Origin of the sequence: Bacillus sp. TSO22 (genome assembly GCF_020223595.1) — a bacterium.
Taxonomy (GTDB): domain Bacteria; phylum Bacillota; class Bacilli; order Bacillales; family Bacillaceae; genus Bacillus; species Bacillus inaquosorum.
In genome coordinates this window covers 19,604-40,118 of the sequence record NZ_JAHAWO010000012.1, presented here as the reverse complement: position 1 = coordinate 40,118, position 20,515 = coordinate 19,604, and the positions used below count along the sequence as shown (strand labels likewise).

Below are 20,515 nucleotides of genomic sequence, written 5' to 3'. Positions count from 1 at the left end.
GGGGAATGACGTGTGAAGTTTTCAGAAGAATGCCGCAGTGCAGCCGCAGAATGGTGGGAGGGGAGCTTTGTCCATCCGTTCGTTCAGGGAATCGGTGACGGAACGCTTCCGATTGACCGTTTTAAATACTACGTGCTTCAGGATTCATATTATTTAACGCATTTTGCGAAGGTGCAATCGTTCGGCGCCGCTTATGCGAAGGACCTTTATACAACGGGACGGATGGCAAGCCACGCCCAAGGTACATATGAGGCGGAAATGGCGCTTCATCGCGAATTTGCGGAGCTGTTAGAAATCAGTGAAGAAGAGCGTAAGGCGTTTAAGCCGTCTCCTACGGCGTACTCTTATACATCCCATATGTACCGTTCGGTTTTGAGCGGGAATTTTGCTGAGATATTAGCGGCCCTGCTGCCATGCTACTGGCTGTATTACGAGGTTGGCGAGAAATTGCTGACATGTGATCCGGGGCATCCGATTTATCAGAAGTGGATCAGCACATACGGCGGTGACTGGTTCAAACAGCAGGTTGAAGAGCAAATCAATCGCTTTGATGAGCTGGCGGAAAACAGCACGGAGGAAGTGCGTGCCAAAATGAAAGAGAATTTTGTTATTTCCAGCTTCTATGAATATCAATTTTGGGGAATGGCCTATCGAAAAGAAGACTGGTCCGACCGTGGCATAAAAGAGGTGGAGGAATTTGGAGCTTCACGCCATAACTGATGACTGCAAGCCGGTTGAAGAGTTAGCAAGAGCAATTATAGCTATTCAGAATGAAGTTGATTATATTCACATTCGGGAACGGTCAAAATCGGCCGCCGACATTTTGAAACTGCTCGGGCTTATGTCCGAAGGCGGTGTCGATAAGAGAAAACTGGTCATGAACGGGCGGGTGGATATTGCGCTTTTTTCTACGATTCATCGCGTGCAGCTGCCAAGCAGCAGCTTTTCACCAAAGCAGGTCAGAGCCAGATTTCCTCACCTTCATATCGGACGGTCCGTGCATTCACTGGAGGAAGCGGTTCAAGCAGAAAAGGAAGACGCAGACTACGTGTTGTTCGGCCATGTGTTTGAAACAGATTGCAAAAAGGGTCTTGAAGGCAGAGGTTTGTCTTTGCTGTCAGATATTAAACAGCGGATTTCCATCCCGGTTATTGCCATCGGCGGTATGACGCCAGACAGATTAAGAGACGTAAAACTAGCAGGAGCAGACGGCATCGCTGTCATGTCGGGAATTTTTTCTGATGCTAACCCTTTGGAAGCTGCCAGACGATATTCCCGCAAGCTAAAGGAGATGCGCTATGAAAAGGCATTATGATGCAGTTGTCATTGGAGGCGGAATTATCGGTTCCGCGATTGCTTATCATTTGGCAAAGGAAAACAAAAGCACCGCATTGTTTGAAAGCGGAACAATGGGCAGCAGAACGACAAGTGCCGCTGCCGGGATGCTGGGCGCCCATGCTGAGTGCGAGGAACGTGACGCGTTTTTTGACTTCGCCATGCACAGCCAGCGTCTGTATAAAGGCCTTGGTGAGGAGCTTTATACATTATCCGGTATTGATATCAGGCAGCATAACGGTGGTATGTTTAAGCTTGCGTTTTCTGAAGAAGACGTGCTGCGGCTGAGGAAGATGGATGACTTGGATTCAGTCAGCTGGCATACAAAAGAAGAGGTGTTAGAAAAAGAGCCGTATACGTCTGGTGACATTTTCGGGGCATCCTTGATTCAGGATGATGTGCATGTTGAGCCTTATTTTGTTTGCAAGGCATATGCGATAGCAGCGAAAGCGCTTGGTGCAGAGATTTTTGAACATACTCCTGTTCTGCATGTTGAACGTGACGGTGAAGCTCTGTCCATTGAGACGCCGGGTGGTAACGTATGGGCGGATCATGTCGCGGTTGCCAGCGGGGTGTGGAGCGGAATGTTTTTTAAACAGCTCGGGCTGAATCATTCATTTTTCCCTGTAAAAGGGGAATGCCTGTCTGTTTGGAATGATGATATACCGCTGACAAAAACACTTTACCATGACCATTGCTATATCGTACCGAGAAAAAGCGGCAGACTGGTTGTCGGCGCGACGATGAAGCCGGGTGACTGGAGTGAAACACCGGATCTTGGCGGCCTGGAATCTGTTATGAAAAAAGCAAAAACGATGATGCCGGCTATTCAGAATATGAAGGTGGATCGTTTTTGGGCGGGACTGCGGCCGGGAACAAAGGATGGGAAACCGTACATCGGCAGACACCCTGAGGACAGCCGTATTTTATTTGCGGCGGGCCATTTCAGAAATGGGATTCTGCTTGCTCCAGCAACGGGCGCTTTGATTGGTGATCTCATCATGAATAAAGAGGTCAATCAAGACTGGCTGCACGCATTCCGAATTGATCGCAAGGAGGCGGTTCAGATATGATGCTACAGCTGAACGGTAAAGACGTGAAGTGGGAAAAAGACACAGGTACCATTCAAGACCTGCTGGCGTCTTATCAGCTTGAAAATAAAATCGTTATCGTTGAAAGAAATAAAGAAATTATCGGCAAAGAACATTATCACGAGGTAGAGCTTTGTGATCGCGATGTCATCGAAATTGTCCATTTTGTAGGAGGCGGATGAGCATGTTAACAATTGGCGGGAAATCATTTCAATCAAGGTTGCTGCTGGGCACGGGGAAATACCCATCGTTTGAAATCCAAAAGGAAGCGGTGGCTGTTTCCGAGTCTGATATTTTAACATTTGCTGTGCGGAGAATGAACATCTTTGAAGCGTCTCAGCCTAATTTTCTGGAACAGCTTGATTTATCCAAATATACGCTTCTGCCGAATACAGCAGGCGCCAGTACCGCTGAAGAAGCGGTCCGGATTGCAAGGCTGGCAAAAGCGTCAGGTCTTTGTGACATGATTAAAGTCGAAGTCATCGGATGCAGCCGTTCCTTGCTGCCTGATCCTGTAGAGACATTAAAAGCGTCTGAACAGCTTCTAGAAGAAGGCTTTATTGTGCTCCCGTACACATCAGATGATGTTGTGCTGGCAAGAAAACTCGAAGAGCTCGGTGTTCATGCTATCATGCCGGGTGCATCACCGATCGGATCGGGCCAAGGAATCTTAAATCCTTTGAATTTGTCATTTATTATTGAACAGGCAAAAGTGCCGGTCATCGTGGATGCCGGAATCGGATCGCCGAAAGATGCGGCATACGCAATGGAACTTGGTGCGGACGGCGTACTCCTCAATACGGCTGTATCAGGCGCGAATGATCCTGTGAAAATGGCTCGTGCCATGAAGCTCGCGGTGGAAGCAGGACGCCTGTCTTATGAAGCGGGCCGCATTCCGTTGAAGCGATACGGAACGGCAAGCAGTCCGGGAGAAGGTCTTCCTGTATGACGGACAGGTACTCCAGGCAGGAGCTGTTTGCTCCGATCGGCCCAGCCGGCCAGAAGAAATTGAAAGAAGCGCGCGCCGTAATTATCGGCGCCGGCGCGCTTGGAACAGCCAGTGCAGAAATGCTGGTCAGAGCGGGAGTCGGTTCTGTGAAGATTGCCGACAGAGATTACGTTGAATGGAGCAACCTGCAGCGCCAGCAGCTATATACAGAAGATGATGTCAAAAAAGAAATGCCGAAAGCGGCCGCTGCTGAGCAGCGTCTCCGTTCGATTAACAGCGATGTTGATGTGACGGGCCTTGTCATGGATGTGACAGCGGAAAATATCTTCGACCTGATTAAGGGCGCTTCGATCATTGTGGATGCGGCCGATAATTTTGAAACCCGCCTGATCGTAAATGATGCTGCGGTAAAAGAAGGGATTCCTTTTCTTTACGGTGCCTGTGTAGGAAGCTACGGCCTGACCTTTACCGTAGTGCCGGGATCGACCCCCTGCCTGCATTGCTTGCTCGATACACTTCCGATTGGCGGCGCGACATGTGACACAGCCGGCATCATCAGTCCGGCTGTTTTGCAGGTAGCAGTCTTTCAGGTGACAGACGCGCTGAAGCTGCTGACGGGAGATGAATGCGAGCCGGTGCTGCGCTCTTTTGACTTGTGGAAAAATGAGCGGTCAGAGGTGAGAGCAGCGGGTCTCAAACATGACACATGCCCAAGCTGCGGCACAAATGATTTTCCGTTTTTGTCATATGAAAACCAAACAAAAGCGGCTGTATTGTGCGGCAGGAACACGGTGCAAATCAGATCATCCTTTACAAAAGAAGCTAATCTTGAAGTGCTTGCAGGTCAGCTGAGACAGGCCGGGTTTGAAGTAGCTGCGAATCCGTATTTAATTTCCTGCCGCTCGGATGATATGAAAATGGTGCTGTTCCGGGACGGCAGAGCGTTGATCCATGGAACGAATGATATTGCCCGGGCAAAATCCATTTATCATAAATGGATCGGGTAATAAAAGGAGTGTAGTGTAATGAGTATATATAAAGCATTGACAATCGCCGGCTCTGATTCAGGCGGCGGCGCAGGGATACAGGCAGATATTAAAACCTTTCAGGAGCTTGATGTTTTCGGTATGTCTGCGATTACGGCGGTAACCGCTCAAAATACGCTTGGTGTGCATGGGGTGTATCCGCTGACTGTAGAGGCGCTGAGACAGCAAATTGATGCTGTTGCCGAGGATTTGAGACCTGACGCCGTAAAAACGGGAATGCTCTGGAATGCCGAAATGATTGAAGAAGTGGCAAGAAAAATTGACGAGTATGAGTTTAACCGTGTGATTGTTGATCCAGTTATGATCGCAAAGGGCGGTGCATCCCTGCTGCGCGATGAATCAGTTGCAACCTTAGAGGAGCTGCTCATTCCAAGAAGCTACGCGATTACGCCGAATGTTCCGGAAGCAGAAACGCTGACAGGAATGACTATCCGCTCGCTGGATGACCGAAAAAAAGCAGCGGAGCAGCTCGTAAAGATGGGTGCACAGAATGTGATTATCAAAGGCGGGCACCAGCCTGAGGACAATAACATTACTGATCTACTTTTTGATGGGAACATGTTTATGCAAATCAGCCATCCCTATATTGATACGAAGCATACGCATGGCACAGGATGCACCTTTGCTGCGGCTTTAACAGCCCAAACCGCTAAAGGAGACAGCATCCATCAGGCATTCGAGGTCGCGGCCAACTTTGTCCGCGAAGCGGTGGAAAATACGCTTGGGATCGGATCAGGACACGGGCCGACAAACCATTTTGCCTTTAAACGAAACAGCTTAAATACAAGCCGATGAGATCACCAGCTGATGGTGATCTCTTTCGCGTTTGCTACGGTATGCGCTTTTCATCTGGTCAAGGTTATGATATGATAGGAATTAAGATCAGGTACTAATACTATGTCTTTATTAAATATAGGAGGCTTTATACATATGAATTTTTCACTTGAAGGCCGCAACATTGTTGTGATGGGGGTAGCCAACAAACGCAGTATCGCATGGGGAATTGCGCGCTCTTTACATGAAGCGGGAGCACGTTTGATTTTTACATACGCAGGAGAACGCCTGGAGAAATCTGTTCACGAGCTTGCCGGAACGTTAGAACGCAACGATTCCATCATCCTTCCTTGCGACGTAACAAACGACGCGGAAATCGAAACTTGCTTCGCAAGCATTAAGGAGCAGGTCGGTGTGATCCACGGTATCGCGCATTGTATCGCGTTTGCCAATAAAGAAGAGCTTGTCGGCGAATACTTAAACACAAATCGTGACGGCTTCCTTTTGGCTCATAACATCAGCTCATACTCTCTGACAGCTGTTGTGAAAGCTGCCCGTCCGATGATGACTGAAGGCGGAAGCATTGTCACTTTGACTTACCTTGGCGGAGAGCTTGTTATGCCGAACTACAACGTCATGGGTGTAGCGAAAGCTTCTCTTGATGCAAGTGTGAAATACTTAGCTGCTGACTTAGGAAAAGAAAATATCCGCGTCAACAGCATTTCTGCCGGCCCGATCAGAACGTTATCTGCTAAAGGCATCAGCGATTTCAACTCCATCTTAAAAGACATTGAAGAGCGTGCGCCGCTTCGCCGCACGACAACACCTGAAGAAGTGGGCGATACAGCTGCGTTCTTATTCAGCGATATGTCCCGAGGCATTACAGGTGAAAATCTTCACGTTGATTCAGGTTTCCATATCACTGCCCGCTAAGCAGGATCTATGCCAAGCAATCCCGAAACAGGGATTGCTTTTTTATTTCTTCTGATTTTCAGCTTTCTGTCATATAGATAGAATATGACACAATCGGAGGGATGAAGATGTCTAATAAGAAAAGAAACGCGGATAAAAAACCGCTCATGTATATTGTTCAGCCGGATTATGCAGAAACAACAAGGTCATCCATGCAGGAGATTGTCATCAAAAAAAAGGCCAACAAACCCGCTCCGCCAAAAGCAGAGGAAAAGCCGGTTTACGATGAGAAACAGCAGGAGGAAGCTGCGGCAAAGGATGTCCAGCAAGCAGAACAAAAGCCTGCAGCTGAACCAGTGAGTCAGCAAACACAAGAGGTAAGAGAGCCAGAGCACATAAAGAATCAGCAGGAACAGAAAGCAGAGCCGCAGGCCGTTGAAGAAACCGTCGAACACGAGCCTCCGAAAGCAGAAAAAAAGGAAGAGCCTGCACTTGAGGCTCGGAAGCCTGAAAAAGAACCGGAAGCTGTCCATAGTGCCGCTAAAGCGGAGGAAAAAACTCCGCCGGCAAGAAAAGTGAAAAAACCGATGAGCAAGATGTCTATTCATGAAAAAATTGATTTTTTAACAAAGCTGCCGCATAACATGCCGAGAGCGCTTTGTTTGATTGAAGCCAATGGAAGAACGTACAGGGGCGTGATTGTCGGAAGAAGAAATGATTCCGTTCTGCTTCGAACAACCGGCAACGGAGCCCCGACTGAGCTGGCAATCGACGACATTACCTCTCTGCACCCGCTCGGTTTTTAATGAAAATGAAAAAGCTGCCCGGCAGATGTTCCCGGACAGCTTTTTTACATAGAGAAAAGCCTGCAGGCCTGCAAGCTTTTCAGCATTATCATTAATGATGATGGTGCGTGCGATTGATTAATCGAGGATTTAAGCAGTTGATTGCGCAGAAGCAGTCTAAGTCCACTTCAATACAGTAGTTCGTTTTTTCAAGTCGGAAGACTTCACACACCGTATCTTTATCGGTGAAGTCCAAAATGTGTTTGTGTTCGTCAAATGCGATTAATAATGACAGTGTTGCGCAGCTTCCATGCACTCTTTCGACCCTGAAAAATACAGTATTAAAGCAAGGGCCGTTATCGAGTTCGCCGACATTTCCGAAGGCGACTAATGGCGTTGATTTCGATGTAAATATTGCAAAAGGCACTGTGTCGCCTAACGAATGGCTTACAGATAAAAGCTTAGAGTGGCAGCCGGTCGGGCAGTCCTCTTCAACAGCGTTTTGCAGTTCTTCAATATTTTCTACAGCTTCACGCACGCAGCTTGATGTTTTCTGGCTCATATTATCCCTCCTGCCTTATAAATTTGAGACTGGCGAAATGATGGAGAGTCAGCTGCCTCACGCTGGAAGCAGCTGAATGATTTGCACCTGTAATAGAGTTTGGAAGGGGATTCCTCTTTACAAGTGTTTATCCATTGTGATGATGCTTTTTATCTTTATGAGGCGATGTTCTGTCAACTAACTCTGGTGACAGGCATTGAATCGCACAGAAGCATCCGAGATCGACTTCAATGCAGAAATCTGTTTTTTCTAGCCCGAAGAAATCCGGGTCGCAAGGGTGGCAAACACTTAAGGTATCGCCTTTGACATCGACCGGGCGTAAAATAGAAAGTGTTGCACAGCAATCGCATAATTTTTCGACGCGGAAGAAAATGGATTCAAAGCATTGCATATCATCCACAAATCCCCCCACGTTTCCGAATGTGGAGAACAATCCGCCTTTTTTATCAAAAACGAGAAACGGAATTGTGTCTTTTCCAGCAATCGTAGGGTTTAAAAGGTTGGTATAGCAGCCAGTCGGACACTGTTCTTCAACTGCCTCCTGCTCTGCTAAAATCTTTTCCACTGCATCGCATACACAGTTCTCATGCCGGCCATGGGTTTTTCCGCAGCTCATTGATTTCAGCTCCTTCTTTATAGGGTATTTGACTTTAGTCCTTAACAACATATGTACCCGTGCCCCACTTGGTGTGGGTGAACGTCTATATATTCATCATATGCTTGGAAAATAAGAAAAAGCAGAGCGTTTTTAGCTCTGCTTTTAGATTTAGAGGACGAGTGTGATTGCTAAGAGTGCCACAAGTGTGTTAGTAGCTGTGGAAACCAATGTTGCTATATCAGCATCTACTGTTGTGATATTTACGCCGCGGGAGCATTCGATGAGAAGTTTTTGACGGTTTACTTGTTTGTTAGCTGACAGCTGCAATAAATCTTGTGCGACTAATTCGGCAATTACTCCATCTGCAATGGATGTGAGAGCTACTGTTAGGACAGCTGCATTAACCGCCGTTACAACTGATGTTACGGCTTGAACGTCTGTAGATGAAACGTTGATATCACAAGAGTCTCTAATAATAATCGTCTCATCGGAGACTTGTTTATTGAGGTTTGCCTGAGCTAGATTTTGGTCAATGAAGGCATTGTCGTTGCCAAAAAACCCATTGCCATTACAGCAAACATCGCAATGACATTTTCTATCTTCTTTTTTTTCTTTTTCTTTTTCGTCTAACGGATGGTCGCAGTCAGGATCAAGTGCAACCCAAGAATATGGTCTGCTTTCCATATCTATTCCTCCTTTTCTTTTACTGTTATTAAATGAGCGAGCCTCTTACTTTGACTGAGTCATATATCTTGATGAAGCGCCCTATTTTTATGATTAATTTGAATTGTTATTGTTTTGCCGTCTTTGTCTGAGCTGTTCGATTAATTGCTCTCTGCGGCTTAGCGGTTTTGCGTTCTTTTGCTCTTGCGCGGCTGTTTCTTCTTTTTTCTTCTTTTGGTTTTCTATTAACGCTTGTGATTTAGCTTGCAAGTCTTTTACCAGATTCAAGAGCATTTCTTTTTCTTCGTCTGATACTTTTTTCATTTTGTCTTTTGTGACGCCATGTTTAGAAAATATATTTTGTACCAGCATTTTCGTCATCGGATCAGCTTCCGGAAGCTTTGCAAGCTCTTCTTTGATTTTATCGTTATCTGACATTTGTTTTCACCTCGGCTTTTAAGTTTGTGAAAAGAAAGGGTTAAAGGACGTCAAGTTCATTGAGAATGCTGTTTAGCACCTGAAGCAAAATTTGTACAAAGGTTATTATTTCGTCGGCAGACAAAGTGATCTTGATATTTCGGCTGTTGATAATTTTAATGATTGTTCTTTTTTTGATTTGGGAGTTATCGAGAATGAGTATTTCGCTTGCTACTGTGTCAGCCAAGTCCTCGTCGGCGATGACGAGCTGTGTCACCAGGATAATCAATGTTGTGACCAAGGCTTGTATAGAAAGGGCAGATGTTATATGTGATGTATCTATTGTGATATTTTCGCAATCAATCACTTCGATCTGCTGTTCGAATTCGCTTGATAATTGCTCAAATATTGCAGGATGCAGGGATTCAACTTTTTCTTCAAATGACATAACCTTCACTCCTTTCTTATCCATACTCTATATAATGCAAATGGGGTGCAGAGCGGAATAATAAAAATAACCAATTTTGCAACGGACAAGATACAATTCATGAAGAATAGGGTTTTGGCATATATGTGAAGGGATCATGATTGGCAAAGGAGTGAACAAGTGGTTATTAATGGGATGACAATTGCTCTTCTTTCGCTTGCGGTCTTTCGGCTCGCCCGCCTGCTGGTGTTTGACACGATTATGGCACCGCTTCGCAGCCTGTTTCATGAAGAGAAGGAGGAAAAGGATGCGGACGGGAACATTGAAACGTATATCGTCATTAAGGGAACAGGTGTCAGGGCGTTTATTGGTGAATTGCTGAGCTGCTACTGGTGCACAGGTGTGTGGTGCGCCGGCTTTTTGATATTGTGTCAGGCTTTCATTCCAGAGGCAGCGCAGTGGCTGATTTTACTGCTGGCGATCGCAGGCCTTGCCGGCATTATAGAAACGCTCGTATCAAAATGGCTGCAAGAATGAGGCATTCCCACCAGCAACTTTTCACTAGCATCAGCATAAAGTAGCATATATGACATAAGGAAAGGAAGGGATCAAAGTGAATCAATTCAATAAACCTTCCCAAAAAACTCCATATACAGATTCATCATATCAAACTAAAAAGATCAAAAAGAAAGGCTGCGGGTGCGGAAATAAAAAGAAAAAGCCTCAATAGCCTGGCAAAGAAACCGGAGACCTCCGGTTTTTTGTTTTTTTAACGGAGCGCCTTGCTCAGCATATATTATGAGTGGGGGGATGGATACCAGTGAATAAGTTTGAAAAATGGATAGAAGGAAGATATGAACCTCACGAACAAAAGCAAAAAGAGCATGAAGACATCATGAACAGTATCAGAAAAGACTTGGATGCATTTGATGAAGCAGGTCTGGCGTTTGAAGATGAGATTGAAAAGCTGGCTGAAAAAACCGAAGCCTTACTCAAAAAGCGCCAGGCTCAGTACGAACAATCATAAATCCGCAATCGCCCTATGCGTTTATCCAAGCCGAATAAAACGGCTCACATAGTGTATAGAGAGTAAAGGAGGTGCTTATCTATGGGCTTTGGATACGGATTCGGAGGAGGCTACGGCGGCGGCTGTTATGGCGGTTATGCTGGCGGTTACGGCGGCGGCTATGGTTCAACATTTGTTCTTTTAGTCGTATTGTTCATTCTCCTTATCATCGTGGGTGCATCTTTTTATAACTTCTAAGGTTTATTGAGGGAAGTACGGGTGATGTCCCGTACTTCCTTGCCTTGTGTTCATTTTTTATTTTTGGAAAAAGCACATTGAACAATGGGTGTTCATACAATACCGTATCACTCCGCCAAAAGGAGGCGTATTATGGATAATCAATTTTTTAAGAACGTCGAAAAGAAAACAGGTGTCAATATGCAGGATGTCATGAATCTTGCCGGCTCCCTTCAAAACGCCAATTTTAAAGACGAAAACACAGTGCGCAGCGTCATTAAGCGCGTAGCGCAGCTGGCAAACAGACGCGTGCCGAAAGAATTAGAAGATAAGATTGTTCATTCCATTACAAGCGGAAAAGAAAAGCTTGATTTTGGTACGATTTCGAAAATGATGGACAATAAATAAGCAGAGGGCCTGGCTGACTCAATGCAGCAGGCCTTTTTTTACTTTATAGAAAAGACCCGGCAGATCACTGCCAGGCTGTTAGTTATGCAAGGGCTGTCTTTGCTGTAAGAGAGGATACAAAAATCTTGAACGGTGGGCCGTTTTGCCGCGCCTGTTTGCGGGACAAGACAAATATAAATGTTGTTTTGCCCGTGTCATGGCTACATATAACAGGCGTCTTTCTTCCTCCAGAGGAGCTTCATCTCCTTTTCTCGCTGTTTCTAATGAGAAATCGTGCGGAATCGAGCCGTCTACTGTGCCTAAGACGTAAACAGTTTTGAATTCAAGGCCTTTTGACCGGTGAATGGTCATCAGCTGAACGCCATTTTCATCCATTTTGTTTTTCTCAGCGGCCCTCATATGGTCCACGTGGGCGAGAAAGTCAGGTATCGTTTTGAACTTCTTGGCGACGACCTTGATGTCGCGCAGGTCATCGGAGCCTTTTTCCAGCTTGTTGCCCTCATTGCCCCGTTTTTTTAAATACTCGGAGAAGCCCATTTTTCCTTCTGCAAAGGTGATCGCTTCCACCGGCTTCATCGTGCGGAGGCTTGCGAAAAACGGCACGATCTTCTTGATTTTATTCAGCTGGAAAGGCTTCAGATCAGGAAGTTTGGCCAGCGCTTTAATCATGGAGCAGTCCTCGGTAATCGAGAGTGCCTTCAGCGTGTTCAATGCGGACTGTTTTAAGAACAAGGCGGGCAGCAAGTGCTTAATCGCCTCAGTATCATCCTCGTTTTGGCTGGCGTACAAGTAAGCGAGAATCTGGCGGACAATCCGTCTGCTGTAAAACGATTGGACGCCGCGGTCAGCTGTATAAGGAATTGACGAATGATGAAGCCTTTCGTAAATGGCGCGGCCTCCGCTGTTTGTGCGGTAGAGAACTGCAAAGTCTTCAGGGTTTGCCCCGTTTTGAATTTTTTCTTTGATATCGGAAACGACCATTGTGGCTTCTTCCTCTTCGTCATAAGGATAAAACAGCACAGGAGCCTGGATGTCATCACGAGCCGCTTCAAGCGTTTTGGCATACCTGTTTTTGTTCTTTTTCACGACGATATCAGCACTTGAGACGATCGGGTGCGTGGATCTGTAGTTCGCGGTTAAATAGATCGTCTTCGCTCCGGGATAATCCTTTTGAAAATCAAGAATAAAAGACGGATTGCTTCCGCGAAACGCGTAGATGGACTGGTCATCGTCCCCGACACAGCACAGGTTTTGCTCCGGGCTGGCCAGCATTTGCATGATTTTATATTGCACCGGGTTAATGTCCTGAAACTCGTCAATTAAGATATACGTAAACCGAGATTGATATTGTTCCAGAAGGTCCGGCCGATCGATAAACAATTCATAGCAGGCGGAAGCCATATCATCAAAATCAAATTGATTGTGTTCTTTTTTCTGGCGCTCATAATGTTCATATAATCGGTAGACTTGTTTTTCCCACTCATCCTGTAAAGGAATGCGTTCATTCGGCACATAAGTGTTTTTCCAGAAACCGATCTGCTGCAGGGCCTGATCAACGGGGAACTCTTTTTCATCTATGCCTTCTTCATAGAGTGCTTTTTTGACATATTGTTCCCGCTGCCACTCCATTTTCAGCAGATGGTCGCCGTTCCATTTAGCAGAATCATAGTGATACAAAATCTTATAAAACAAGCTGTGGAATGTTCCGGTGACAAGTCTTCTGACTTTTGCAGGCTGTAATCCGTACTGCTTCGCCATACGCTCTTTCATTTCGGCGACAGCTTTTGTCGTGAAGGTGACAAGCAGCATGTGTTCCGGCGGTATGCCTAAGTGTTCGATCATGTGGGCGGCGCGCGCTGTCAGCACGCGTGTTTTTCCGCTTCCCGCACCTGCAAGCACAAGCAGCGGGCCTTCGGTTTCCGTGACAGCTTTCAGCTGATCTGTGTTCAAGCCGACAGACGGAAAAAGGCTTGTATCAGGTTCTATTGTTTTTTGTATAAATGGTGTTCCGGGTTTAATGCTTCTCGGCCGCTGCCATTCCGTGACAGCCGGAGACGAGTCAGCAACGATCGCTTTTCCCTTGGGCAAACGAAAGACACCGGATTCCTGATAGTCTTCTTTTTTCTCCTCTTTAGCGGGTTTCGTTTCGCAGGCCTCCTCACATGCGGGAAAATGGCCTGGCTGGCGGTGAATAAACTCCGGCGGATCGGTGATGTTAAGCCTTAACAAAACGGGCTTTCCGCAATGAGAACAAAATAAATGTCCTTTTATTCCTTCTTCAAAAAGGAATTGATAATGTTCTCTAGAATATGTATGTAAATGTATGGTTCGATCATTCAGTCGGGCGCATTTCAAAAAGGGGTCCTCCCAATCAAAAAAGGTGTTCATTACAGACAAAGAATATCATATCAAAAGAAACGTGTTTCAAAAAGTAAGTTTAAGGGAAAAAAGACAGCAGAAGGGTGGATATCGCATGATATATGCAGGTCAAATTCAGAACCAGCAATACGCTCAATATGCAAATAGAACGATTGGACATAAGCAGGATTATGCCGGAACCGAAAAAATCAGCTATGTCCCGTTTCAGCGGGTATACAAAGAACTTGAAAAGCAGCAGGAGAATCAAATGGCTGCTGAAAGAAAGGTAAACGAGACAAAACGTAAGCGCTCTCTTTATAAGGATGATATAAAATTTCAAAAGGGATACTTTATTAATGAATATAGATAAAAAATCTCCGATAATAATTCGGAGATTTTTTATTTCGGGATGTTGTAAATAATTCAAAGTTGCCGTGAATTAAAATATAAGTCTTTAGAAATATAATCGTTGTAAAAAAAAGATAAAAATATGATATAAAAGACATTGTGAAATTTTATTGGAAAAATATTAAAAAAGGTGGTGTGATTTAGTTATTTTACGTAATTCTAAATAAAGTTGAATATTTTGAGAATATCTAAAAACGGGGGAATCCACTTGAAAAGATTTATTAGTGCAATTTTAATTATTTTTGTTGTATCTATGATTAATTTACCCAATTACATAAAACCAGAAAAAGTTTATGCTACATCGAAAGAAACTGATGAAGAAAAAATTGTAAGAATACAGAAAGAACTTAAAGTAGTTTTAACGCTTTTGAGTGATTATAACAAAATTAGTGATTCTAACAGTTATTTAGCAAAACTCAGAAAAGAAAGTTTGCAAAAAACAATAAATAGTAAGGTAAGAAAAATTAATAATGAAATAAATAATGTTGTTGTACCCAAAGCTATTTCTGCAATCAATAAAGCAGTTAATATCTACATTAAGTTTTGTAATTTTATTATAGAGCTTGATCGCTTCCTTGACGAAACTGTAAGAGATATGAAAGAATTTGATGCGCAATTAACAAAAATGAATAAAGAACTTGATAAGATGGATAAAGATATATCTAGAATAGATAAAGATATTACTAAAGGTACGAATGAGATAGAAAAAAACTGTAAAGAGGTAAGCAAAAGTATTGATGAATCAAACAAGGAATTGAAAAAAACAGGAAAAGAATTGGATCGATTAAATAAATTAAATTTTGACTATCTTAATGAAACAAACAAAGAATTAGATAAGGCCAATAAAGACATAAACAAAAGTCTTAATGGTGCTATTAAAGCAATGAATAAAATGAATAAAGGAATAAATCAGGCTGTAAGTGGTGTTAATCAAGTAAATAGTGCTCTTAATAAGACTTCAAAAGCCATGGACAAAACCTCAAATGCTTTAAATAACTTAGAGAAATTCTCTACCAATACTAATTATTATACTGTTGATAATGCGAAAACCGATACTTTTAAAGATCTTACTAAAAAATCGAATGAAATAAAACACAAGGAAAAAGAACTGAATCAATTAAACATTGATGTGATATCTTATAAAAAGAAGTCAAATGTTAATACAACTGCCTTATCGCTATTTTTCGATGTTTTGCCTGTAGTATCTAACTTTAAAGCGGCGGGTGATGTTATTAGAGGGGAAGATTTAGTAACCGATAAGAAATTATCTTCCGTTGATAGGCTTCTTGCAGGAGTTAGTATAGTCGGATCTGGATATGTAAAGGTTGCAGGTAAAGCAGTTAAAAATATGGAAAAAGCAGAAAAAGTAGAAAAAGAATTGAGTCATCATAAAGGTGCGAAAAAGGCTGGGGAAGTTGGGAATTTTGGAGGGAAGCTTATTGCTAAAAACATTCCTAACATGTCTAAAAAGGAAATTTTAAATTCTCTACCTTCTGATTGGAAATACACTGAAAACAATGGTTTTATTCATGTAAGAGATACAAGCGGAAATATTCGAATGAGAATTGATCCTCCTGATAAAATGACAAAGTATGACCATGTTCATTTATTTGATAAAGATGGTAATCCCCTTGATAAAAATTTGAAAATAGTCGATAGAAAAAGCCCAGATGCTCATATTCCATATAAGAAGTGAGGTGATTTATTATGAATGCTGAGCAAATCCAAAGAGATCTTGAAAGTTTACACTATTGGGATGCAAGGGTCCTACAATTAGAGTCTTATTATTTCGGTGATGAAATAACAATGATATTTGAAGATACAGACAGTAATGTAAAGTTATTTTTTACCGGTTGTTCAAAATTTTCTTTTATTACAACCGCTGATGATAGGATAAAACCACTAAAAGATTTGGCAAAGTCTCAAATTCCTTATTTTCTTCAGGATATTGAAATTTCAACAATACGAAGCGAAGGGGAGGAATTACTAAAATGTGAAATTTTAATGCCTCCTTTAAATGTTGAAATTGTATGTAATAATATTTCTATTAACAAAGTATAAGTTTTTAAAAACCTAAGGCTCTAAATAAGAGGGCCTTAGGTTATGTAATCAATTTTATAATTGTAGCCCCACGTATATTTTTAAATGATAAACCATGTAGAAGATAAACTTAAAATAATATTTATTCATTTTTAATCATTTGTAAGTGGGGAATGCCGGCATCAAGGAATTCTTTTTCAGAAAGCACACGATACCCGTGTTTCTTGTAAAACGGCACAGCCTGTGTTTGTGCGTTTAAAATGAAACCGGAAGCGCCGCCGTCTGCAGCCGCTTTTTCGAGCGCTTTCATAATGATTCCGCCGACACCGGCTGAGCGGTGGCTTTTTAATACACAAATCCGCTCTAACTTGCCGTAGCCGTCCTTCATACGCCATCTTCCGGCGCCGACAGGCTTTTCACCGTCATACACGACGATATGCTCTGACTCATTTTCAAGTTCGTCAATTTCTTCTTCAGCAGGCACGTTTTGTTCTTTGACAAAGACTTCTTCTCTTACATAAAATGCATCTTTCATTTGTTCTTCATTTTTTGCAATAACTGCTTTCAAGTCGATTATTCTCCTCCGCCTAGCAAGAAGGTTTCATACACTGTCCATGATCCGTTTTCCAGCTGATAAAGCAGGTGGAAGCGGTCGACGATTTCTTCATGTGACACTTCCTGCATTTTTAATTGTCCCAGCACATCCGAATGCTCGTCGTCGGAAAGATTTTGCCCGACCGTCACATGCGGAACGAAATTGTATTCCTGTTCACCAGCCAACACACCGGTGTATAACTTTTCATTGAGTGTTTTTAATTCTTCCGTCGGCTCTGCTTTGATGTAAATGACATTATTAACAGGCGCGAATGAGCTGTATTTTGTCATTTTGAGAACGATCGGATGGGACTCCTTCGCGATGTTTCTCAGATGTGATACAAGCTGATCCGCTTTCTCCTCCGCACATTCAAACGATGCTCTCAGTGTCAAATGGGGCGGGATCAGGGAATAGCTCGGGTCATAGCGCTTTCTGTAAGAGTTCGCAAGGTCTTGGAGTTTTTTTGATGGAAATAAAACGATTCCGTATTTCATATTATGTCCCTCCTGGAAATAAAGTATGATAGAGTATCAAAGCATTTTTTTCAGCGCCGGCGTGATGAGCGGCTGCCAGTATGTCCATTTGTGATCTCCGTCAAATGGCTCAAAATAATAATCGGAAAGCTTCTTCTCCAGCAGCTGTTTCAGCTCCTGATTCGGTTCTGTAAAGTCCAGAATGTTTCCGTCTGTTGTGTGGACGTCAGTTTCTTTTGTGCCGATTTGGTGATAAATAGAAAGGTGTTTGATATCGTCTGACTGTTTCACAGCTTCCAATACATGTTTGTCAACATAAGGAGACTGCATGATGATGTTTCCGAACATATTCGGATAATCAAGCGCTGCCATAAGAGATATGGTAGCCCCGAGCGAATCGCCTATCAGCGTGCGTCCGTAGCCGACCTGATAGGTTGGATACTCGTCATCCGCAAACGGAACGAGCTCATGGGCGATAAACCGTTTATACGCCGAAAATTTGGAACCTTCCGGATGATAGGTTTTTCTGCGCTCTTTTACATCCTTATAAGGAACACCGATAATAATGCTCCGGTCTATTTCCCGTTTGGACAGCAATTCCTCGACCTGTCTGCCGATTCTCCCCAGCCTGAAATAATCGTGGCCGTCCTGCGCGATAATGACATGGTATTTATAAAGAGGGGAGTAGTTGGACGGCAGATAAACGAGCAATGTCATTTCTTCGTTAAGCTCTTTTGAAAAGAATTTCTTTTCTTGCACTGTGCCGTTTTTCGGTGCCATAATACATTCCTCCAGGACATCACTAGACTTTCTTGCTGTTTTCCATTATTGTACCATGAATTATTAGAAATTTCTCTCTTTAAACCGTTCGGAACTCGAAGAAAAAAGTGTTGAAATAAACTGCAAATTGCGCTAATATAAAACAATCAGAAAATTGAAATCGATATTTCTTATCGTGAGAGGTGGAGGGACTGGCCCTTAGAAACCTCAGCAACCGGCTTGTTTTGCATACGCAAAACGCCAAGGTGCTAAATCCAGCAAGCGTTTTTTATGCTTGGAAGATAAGAAGAAGCGTTAAACCCCTTCTTCTTATGAAGAAGGGGTTTTTTATTATGAAAAGGGAAGGTGTCAGCTATATGTCACAGCACGTTGAAACGAAATTAGCCCAAATCGGGAACCGAAGCGACGAAGTAACGGGGACAGTGAGTCCTCCTATTTATTTATCAACAGCATACCGCCACAGAGGGATCGGAGAATCAACCGGATTTGATTATGTCCGCACGAAAAATCCGACACGCCAGCTTGTTGAGGACGCGATCGCCAACTTAGAAAACGGAGCGAGAGGGCTTGCCTTCAGTTCGGGAATGGCAGCCATCCAAACGATTATGGCGCTGTTTAAAAGCGGAGATGAACTGATCGTTTCATCGGACCTATATGGCGGCACGTACCGTCTGTTTGAAAATGAATGGAAAAAATACGGATTGACCTTTCATTATGATGATTTCAGCGATGAGGACTGTTTACGCTCTAAGATTACGCCGAATACAAAAGCGGTGTTTGTGGAAACACCGACAAATCCGCTCATGCAGGAGGCGGACATTGAAAGGATCGCCCGGATTACAAAAGAGCACGGTCTTCTGCTGATCGTTGATAATACATTTTATACACCGGTCTTGCAGCGTCCGCTTGAGCTGGGAGCTGACATTGTGATTCACAGCGCAACCAAGTATTTAGGCGGGCATAACGACTTGCTTGCGGGACTTGTGGTTTTAAAGGATGAGCAGCTTGGTGAGGAAATGTTTCAACACCAAAATGCGATCGGCGCCGTCCTGCCTCCGTTCGATTCGTGGCTTCTGATGAGAGGAATGAAGACGCTAAGCCTCAGAATGCGCCAGCATCAGGCAAACGCGCAGGAGCTTGCGGCGTTTTTAGAAGAGCAGGATGAAATTGCCGATGTACTGTATCCCGGAAAAGGCGGCATGCTGTCCTTCCGTCTTCAAAAAGAAGAGTGGGTCAACCCATTTTTAAAAGCGCTGAAGACCATTTGTTTTGCAGAAAGCCTCGGCGGGGTGGAGAGCTTTATTACATACCCTGCCACACAGACGCACATGGATATTCCTGAAGAGATCCGCATCGCAAACGGGGTCTGCAATCGTTTGCTGCGTTTTTCGGTCGGAATTGAACATGCGGAAGATTTAAAAGAGGACCTAAAACAGGCGTTATGTCAGGTCAAAGAGGGAGCTGTTTCATTTGAGTAATCACAATTGGACGCTGGAAACCCAGCTCGTGCACAATCCATTTAAAACAGACGGCGCAACAGGGGCGGTCAGTGTACCGATTCAGCACGCATCGACCTTTCACCAATCTTCATTTGAAGAGTTTGGCGCATATGATTACAGCCGCTCAGGCACGCCGACCAGAACGGCTCTTGAAGAAACAATTGCCGCACTGGAAGGGGGAACGAGAGGATTTGCTTTCAGTTCAGGCATGGCTGCGATCTCAACAGCATTTTTACTTCTGTCACAGGGCGATCACGTTCTTGTGACAGAAGATGTATACGGCGGAACCTTCCGCATGGTGACAGAGGTGCTGACTCGGTTTGGCATTGAGCATACATTTGTCGACATGACGGATACAAACGAAGTAGCACGGAATATCAAGCCGAACACAAAAGTTATTTATATGGAGACACCGTCAAATCCGACACTTGGGATCACTGATATTAAAGCGGTTGTTCAGCTTGCCAAAGAAAACGGCTGTCTGACCTTTCTGGACAATACATTTATGACACCGGCACTGCAGCGTCCGCTTGATCTCGGGGTGGATATTGTACTTCACAGTGCAACAAAATTTCTGAGCGGACACAGCGATGTGCTGTCAGGCCTGGCTGCTGTCAAGGATGAAGAGCTTGGGAAGCAGCTGTATAAGATGCAAAACTCGTTCGGCGCCGTCCTTGGCGTGCAAGATTGCTGGCTCGTGCTGCGCGGATTAAAAACATTGCAGGTCCGTTTAGAAAAAGCGAGCCAAACAGCGCAGCGGCTTGCGGAATTTTTCCAGAAGCATCCGGCGGTGAAACGCGTGTATTATCCGGGACTGTCTGATCATCCGGGTGCTGAAACCCATAAGAGCCAGTCAACGGGAGCGGGCGCCGTGCTATCTTTTGAGCTTGAAAGCAAAGAGGCCGTTAAGAAATTAGTAGAGAATGTATCACTTCCGGTCTTCGCTGTCAGCCTTGGTGCAGTGGAATCGATTTTGTCCTATCCGGCTACGATGTCTCACGCCGCAATGCCTAAGCAAGAACGTGAAAAACGAGGCATCACAGACGGCCTTCTCCGTCTTAGTGTGGGTGTCGAACATGCAGAAGATTTAGAACGTGATTTCAAACAAGCGCTGAAAAAAATTGCGCCAGTGGCGATCCGTTAAAAAAGAAG

27 protein-coding genes and 1 riboswitch are annotated in these 20,515 nt (G+C 44.1%); of the genes, 18 read left to right on the top strand and 9 right to left on the bottom strand.

All coding sequences use genetic code 11. The annotated features are described in order from the left end of the window. Positions 1-12: 12 nt before the first annotated feature. The 9 genes from tenA to cotO all read left to right on the top strand — a co-directional run bounded on the left by tenA (position 13) and on the right by cotO (position 6,913). Complete coding sequence (gene tenA, locus KHQ79_RS14180) at positions 13-720, top strand: thiaminase II (RefSeq protein ID WP_225515709.1); 708 nt, start codon at positions 13-15, stop codon at positions 718-720. Further along, positions 698-1,315, top strand: coding sequence for a thiazole tautomerase TenI (gene tenI / locus KHQ79_RS14175; protein ID WP_225515707.1), 618 nt, complete (start codon positions 698-700; stop codon positions 1,313-1,315). The genes tenA and tenI overlap by 23 nt, the downstream gene beginning before the upstream one ends. Further along, on the top strand, positions 1,299-2,408 hold the full coding sequence (gene thiO / locus KHQ79_RS14170) for a glycine oxidase ThiO (protein WP_225515705.1): 1,110 nt from the start codon (positions 1,299-1,301) through the stop codon (positions 2,406-2,408). Before tenI ends, thiO begins: the two co-directional genes overlap by 17 nt. Then, positions 2,408-2,608 (top strand): sulfur carrier protein ThiS, encoded by a 201-nt coding sequence (gene thiS, locus KHQ79_RS14165; protein ID WP_072182824.1) that lies wholly within the window; start codon positions 2,408-2,410, stop codon positions 2,606-2,608. Before thiO ends, thiS begins: the two co-directional genes overlap by 1 nt. Beyond that, complete coding sequence (gene thiG / locus KHQ79_RS14160; RefSeq protein ID WP_080030838.1) at positions 2,605-3,375, top strand: thiazole synthase; 771 nt, start codon at positions 2,605-2,607, stop codon at positions 3,373-3,375. Before thiS ends, thiG begins: the two co-directional genes overlap by 4 nt. Continuing rightward, on the top strand, positions 3,372-4,382 hold the full coding sequence (gene thiF, locus KHQ79_RS14155; protein ID WP_225515703.1) for a thiazole biosynthesis adenylyltransferase ThiF: 1,011 nt from the start codon (positions 3,372-3,374) through the stop codon (positions 4,380-4,382). The genes thiG and thiF overlap by 4 nt, the downstream gene beginning before the upstream one ends. Positions 4,383-4,400: 18 nt before the next feature. After that, entirely contained in the window at positions 4,401-5,216 is an 816-nt protein-coding gene (gene thiD / locus KHQ79_RS14150; RefSeq protein ID WP_019258072.1) for a bifunctional hydroxymethylpyrimidine kinase/phosphomethylpyrimidine kinase, read from the top strand. Positions 5,217-5,351: 135 nt separating this feature from the next. After that, complete coding sequence (gene fabI, locus KHQ79_RS14145) at positions 5,352-6,128, top strand: enoyl-ACP reductase FabI (RefSeq protein ID WP_003224643.1); 777 nt, start codon at positions 5,352-5,354, stop codon at positions 6,126-6,128. Between the two features lie 101 nt (positions 6,129-6,229). Further along, positions 6,230-6,913, top strand: a complete 684-nt coding sequence (gene cotO, locus KHQ79_RS14140; protein ID WP_080030837.1) for a spore coat protein CotO — start codon at positions 6,230-6,232, stop codon at positions 6,911-6,913. A gap of 91 nt (positions 6,914-7,004) precedes the next feature. Here the strand turns inward: cotO and cotZ are convergent, their stop codons facing one another. The 5 genes from cotZ to cotV form a co-directional block, all read right to left on the bottom strand. Beyond that, complete coding sequence (gene cotZ, locus KHQ79_RS14135; RefSeq protein ID WP_003239244.1) at positions 7,005-7,454, bottom strand: spore coat protein CotZ; 450 nt, start codon at positions 7,452-7,454, stop codon at positions 7,005-7,007. A 127-nt stretch (positions 7,455-7,581) separates the two neighbouring features. After that, the gene (gene cotY / locus KHQ79_RS14130) at positions 7,582-8,070 is read right to left on the bottom strand and encodes a spore coat protein CotY (RefSeq protein ID WP_003239243.1); all 489 of its coding nucleotides are present in this window, start codon (positions 8,068-8,070) and stop codon (positions 7,582-7,584) included. Between the two features lie 150 nt (positions 8,071-8,220). After that, positions 8,221-8,736, bottom strand: coding sequence for a spore coat protein CotX (cotX, locus tag KHQ79_RS14125; protein WP_003239242.1), 516 nt, complete (start codon positions 8,734-8,736; stop codon positions 8,221-8,223). A gap of 93 nt (positions 8,737-8,829) precedes the next feature. Beyond that, positions 8,830-9,153 carry a spore coat protein CotW gene (cotW, locus tag KHQ79_RS14120; protein WP_003239241.1) on the bottom strand — a complete coding sequence of 108 codons (324 nt, stop codon included), beginning with the start codon at positions 9,151-9,153 and terminating at the stop codon, positions 8,830-8,832. A 40-nt stretch (positions 9,154-9,193) separates the two neighbouring features. Continuing rightward, positions 9,194-9,580 (bottom strand): spore coat protein CotV, encoded by a 387-nt coding sequence (gene cotV / locus KHQ79_RS14115; protein WP_003239240.1) that lies wholly within the window; start codon positions 9,578-9,580, stop codon positions 9,194-9,196. 159 nt (positions 9,581-9,739) lie between these two features. On the opposite strand from cotV, the gene yjcA reads away from it, so the two are divergent. The 4 genes from yjcA to spoVIF all read left to right on the top strand — a co-directional run bounded on the left by yjcA (position 9,740) and on the right by spoVIF (position 11,210). Continuing rightward, positions 9,740-10,096: a sporulation protein YjcA gene (yjcA, locus tag KHQ79_RS14110; RefSeq protein WP_003239239.1), complete on the top strand. Its 357-nt coding sequence runs from the start codon at positions 9,740-9,742 to the stop codon at positions 10,094-10,096. Between the two features lie 283 nt (positions 10,097-10,379). Continuing rightward, the gene (locus tag KHQ79_RS14105; RefSeq protein ID WP_225515701.1) at positions 10,380-10,586 is read left to right on the top strand and encodes a hypothetical protein; all 207 of its coding nucleotides are present in this window, start codon (positions 10,380-10,382) and stop codon (positions 10,584-10,586) included. Positions 10,587-10,667: 81 nt separating this feature from the next. Then, positions 10,668-10,823, top strand: a complete 156-nt coding sequence (yjcZ, locus tag KHQ79_RS14100; protein WP_003239234.1) for a sporulation protein YjcZ — start codon at positions 10,668-10,670, stop codon at positions 10,821-10,823. Positions 10,824-10,955: 132 nt separating this feature from the next. Further along, the gene (gene spoVIF, locus KHQ79_RS14095; protein WP_003239233.1) at positions 10,956-11,210 is read left to right on the top strand and encodes a sporulation-specific transcription regulator SpoVIF; all 255 of its coding nucleotides are present in this window, start codon (positions 10,956-10,958) and stop codon (positions 11,208-11,210) included. Positions 11,211-11,288: 78 nt separating this feature from the next. Here the strand turns inward: spoVIF and KHQ79_RS14090 are convergent, their stop codons facing one another. Further along, a complete protein-coding gene (locus KHQ79_RS14090) occupies positions 11,289-13,565 on the bottom strand; it encodes an ATP-dependent helicase (RefSeq protein WP_148983252.1) in 2,277 nt (758 codons plus the stop codon). A gap of 118 nt (positions 13,566-13,683) precedes the next feature. Here KHQ79_RS14090 and KHQ79_RS14085 point away from each other — a divergent pair, with 118 nt between their 5' ends. From KHQ79_RS14085 to KHQ79_RS14075, 3 genes are all read left to right on the top strand, one after another. Next, positions 13,684-13,938 carry a hypothetical protein gene (locus KHQ79_RS14085; protein ID WP_088112495.1) on the top strand — a complete coding sequence of 85 codons (255 nt, stop codon included), beginning with the start codon at positions 13,684-13,686 and terminating at the stop codon, positions 13,936-13,938. 246 nt (positions 13,939-14,184) lie between these two features. Beyond that, positions 14,185-15,672, top strand: coding sequence for a pre-toxin TG domain-containing protein (locus KHQ79_RS14080; protein ID WP_225515699.1), 1,488 nt, complete (start codon positions 14,185-14,187; stop codon positions 15,670-15,672). 11 nt (positions 15,673-15,683) lie between these two features. After that, a complete protein-coding gene (locus KHQ79_RS14075) occupies positions 15,684-16,037 on the top strand; it encodes a hypothetical protein (RefSeq protein ID WP_088111136.1) in 354 nt (117 codons plus the stop codon). Between the two features lie 121 nt (positions 16,038-16,158). Here KHQ79_RS14075 and KHQ79_RS14070 read toward each other — a convergent pair whose 3' ends face one another. From KHQ79_RS14070 to KHQ79_RS14060, 3 genes are read right to left on the bottom strand one after another with little or no spacing between them, the layout of a single operon-like run. Beyond that, complete coding sequence (locus KHQ79_RS14070; RefSeq protein WP_225515697.1) at positions 16,159-16,584, bottom strand: GNAT family N-acetyltransferase; 426 nt, start codon at positions 16,582-16,584, stop codon at positions 16,159-16,161. 5 nt (positions 16,585-16,589) lie between these two features. Then, the gene (locus tag KHQ79_RS14065) at positions 16,590-17,105 is read right to left on the bottom strand and encodes a YjcG family protein (RefSeq protein WP_084991364.1); all 516 of its coding nucleotides are present in this window, start codon (positions 17,103-17,105) and stop codon (positions 16,590-16,592) included. 36 nt (positions 17,106-17,141) lie between these two features. After that, on the bottom strand, positions 17,142-17,864 hold the full coding sequence (locus tag KHQ79_RS14060; RefSeq protein ID WP_225515695.1) for an esterase family protein: 723 nt from the start codon (positions 17,862-17,864) through the stop codon (positions 17,142-17,144). Positions 17,865-18,031: 167 nt separating this feature from the next. After that, positions 18,032-18,152, top strand: a riboswitch (SAM riboswitch). Positions 18,153-18,220: 68 nt separating this feature from the next. Here KHQ79_RS14060 and metI point away from each other — a divergent pair. Both metI and metC read left to right on the top strand, forming a co-directional pair. Beyond that, complete coding sequence (metI, locus tag KHQ79_RS14055; protein ID WP_225515961.1) at positions 18,221-19,342, top strand: cystathionine gamma-synthase/O-acetylhomoserine thiolyase; 1,122 nt, start codon at positions 18,221-18,223, stop codon at positions 19,340-19,342. Further along, positions 19,335-20,507, top strand: coding sequence for a cystathionine beta-lyase (gene metC / locus KHQ79_RS14050; RefSeq protein WP_225515693.1), 1,173 nt, complete (start codon positions 19,335-19,337; stop codon positions 20,505-20,507). Before metI ends, metC begins: the two co-directional genes overlap by 8 nt. Positions 20,508-20,515 lie beyond the last annotated feature (8 nt).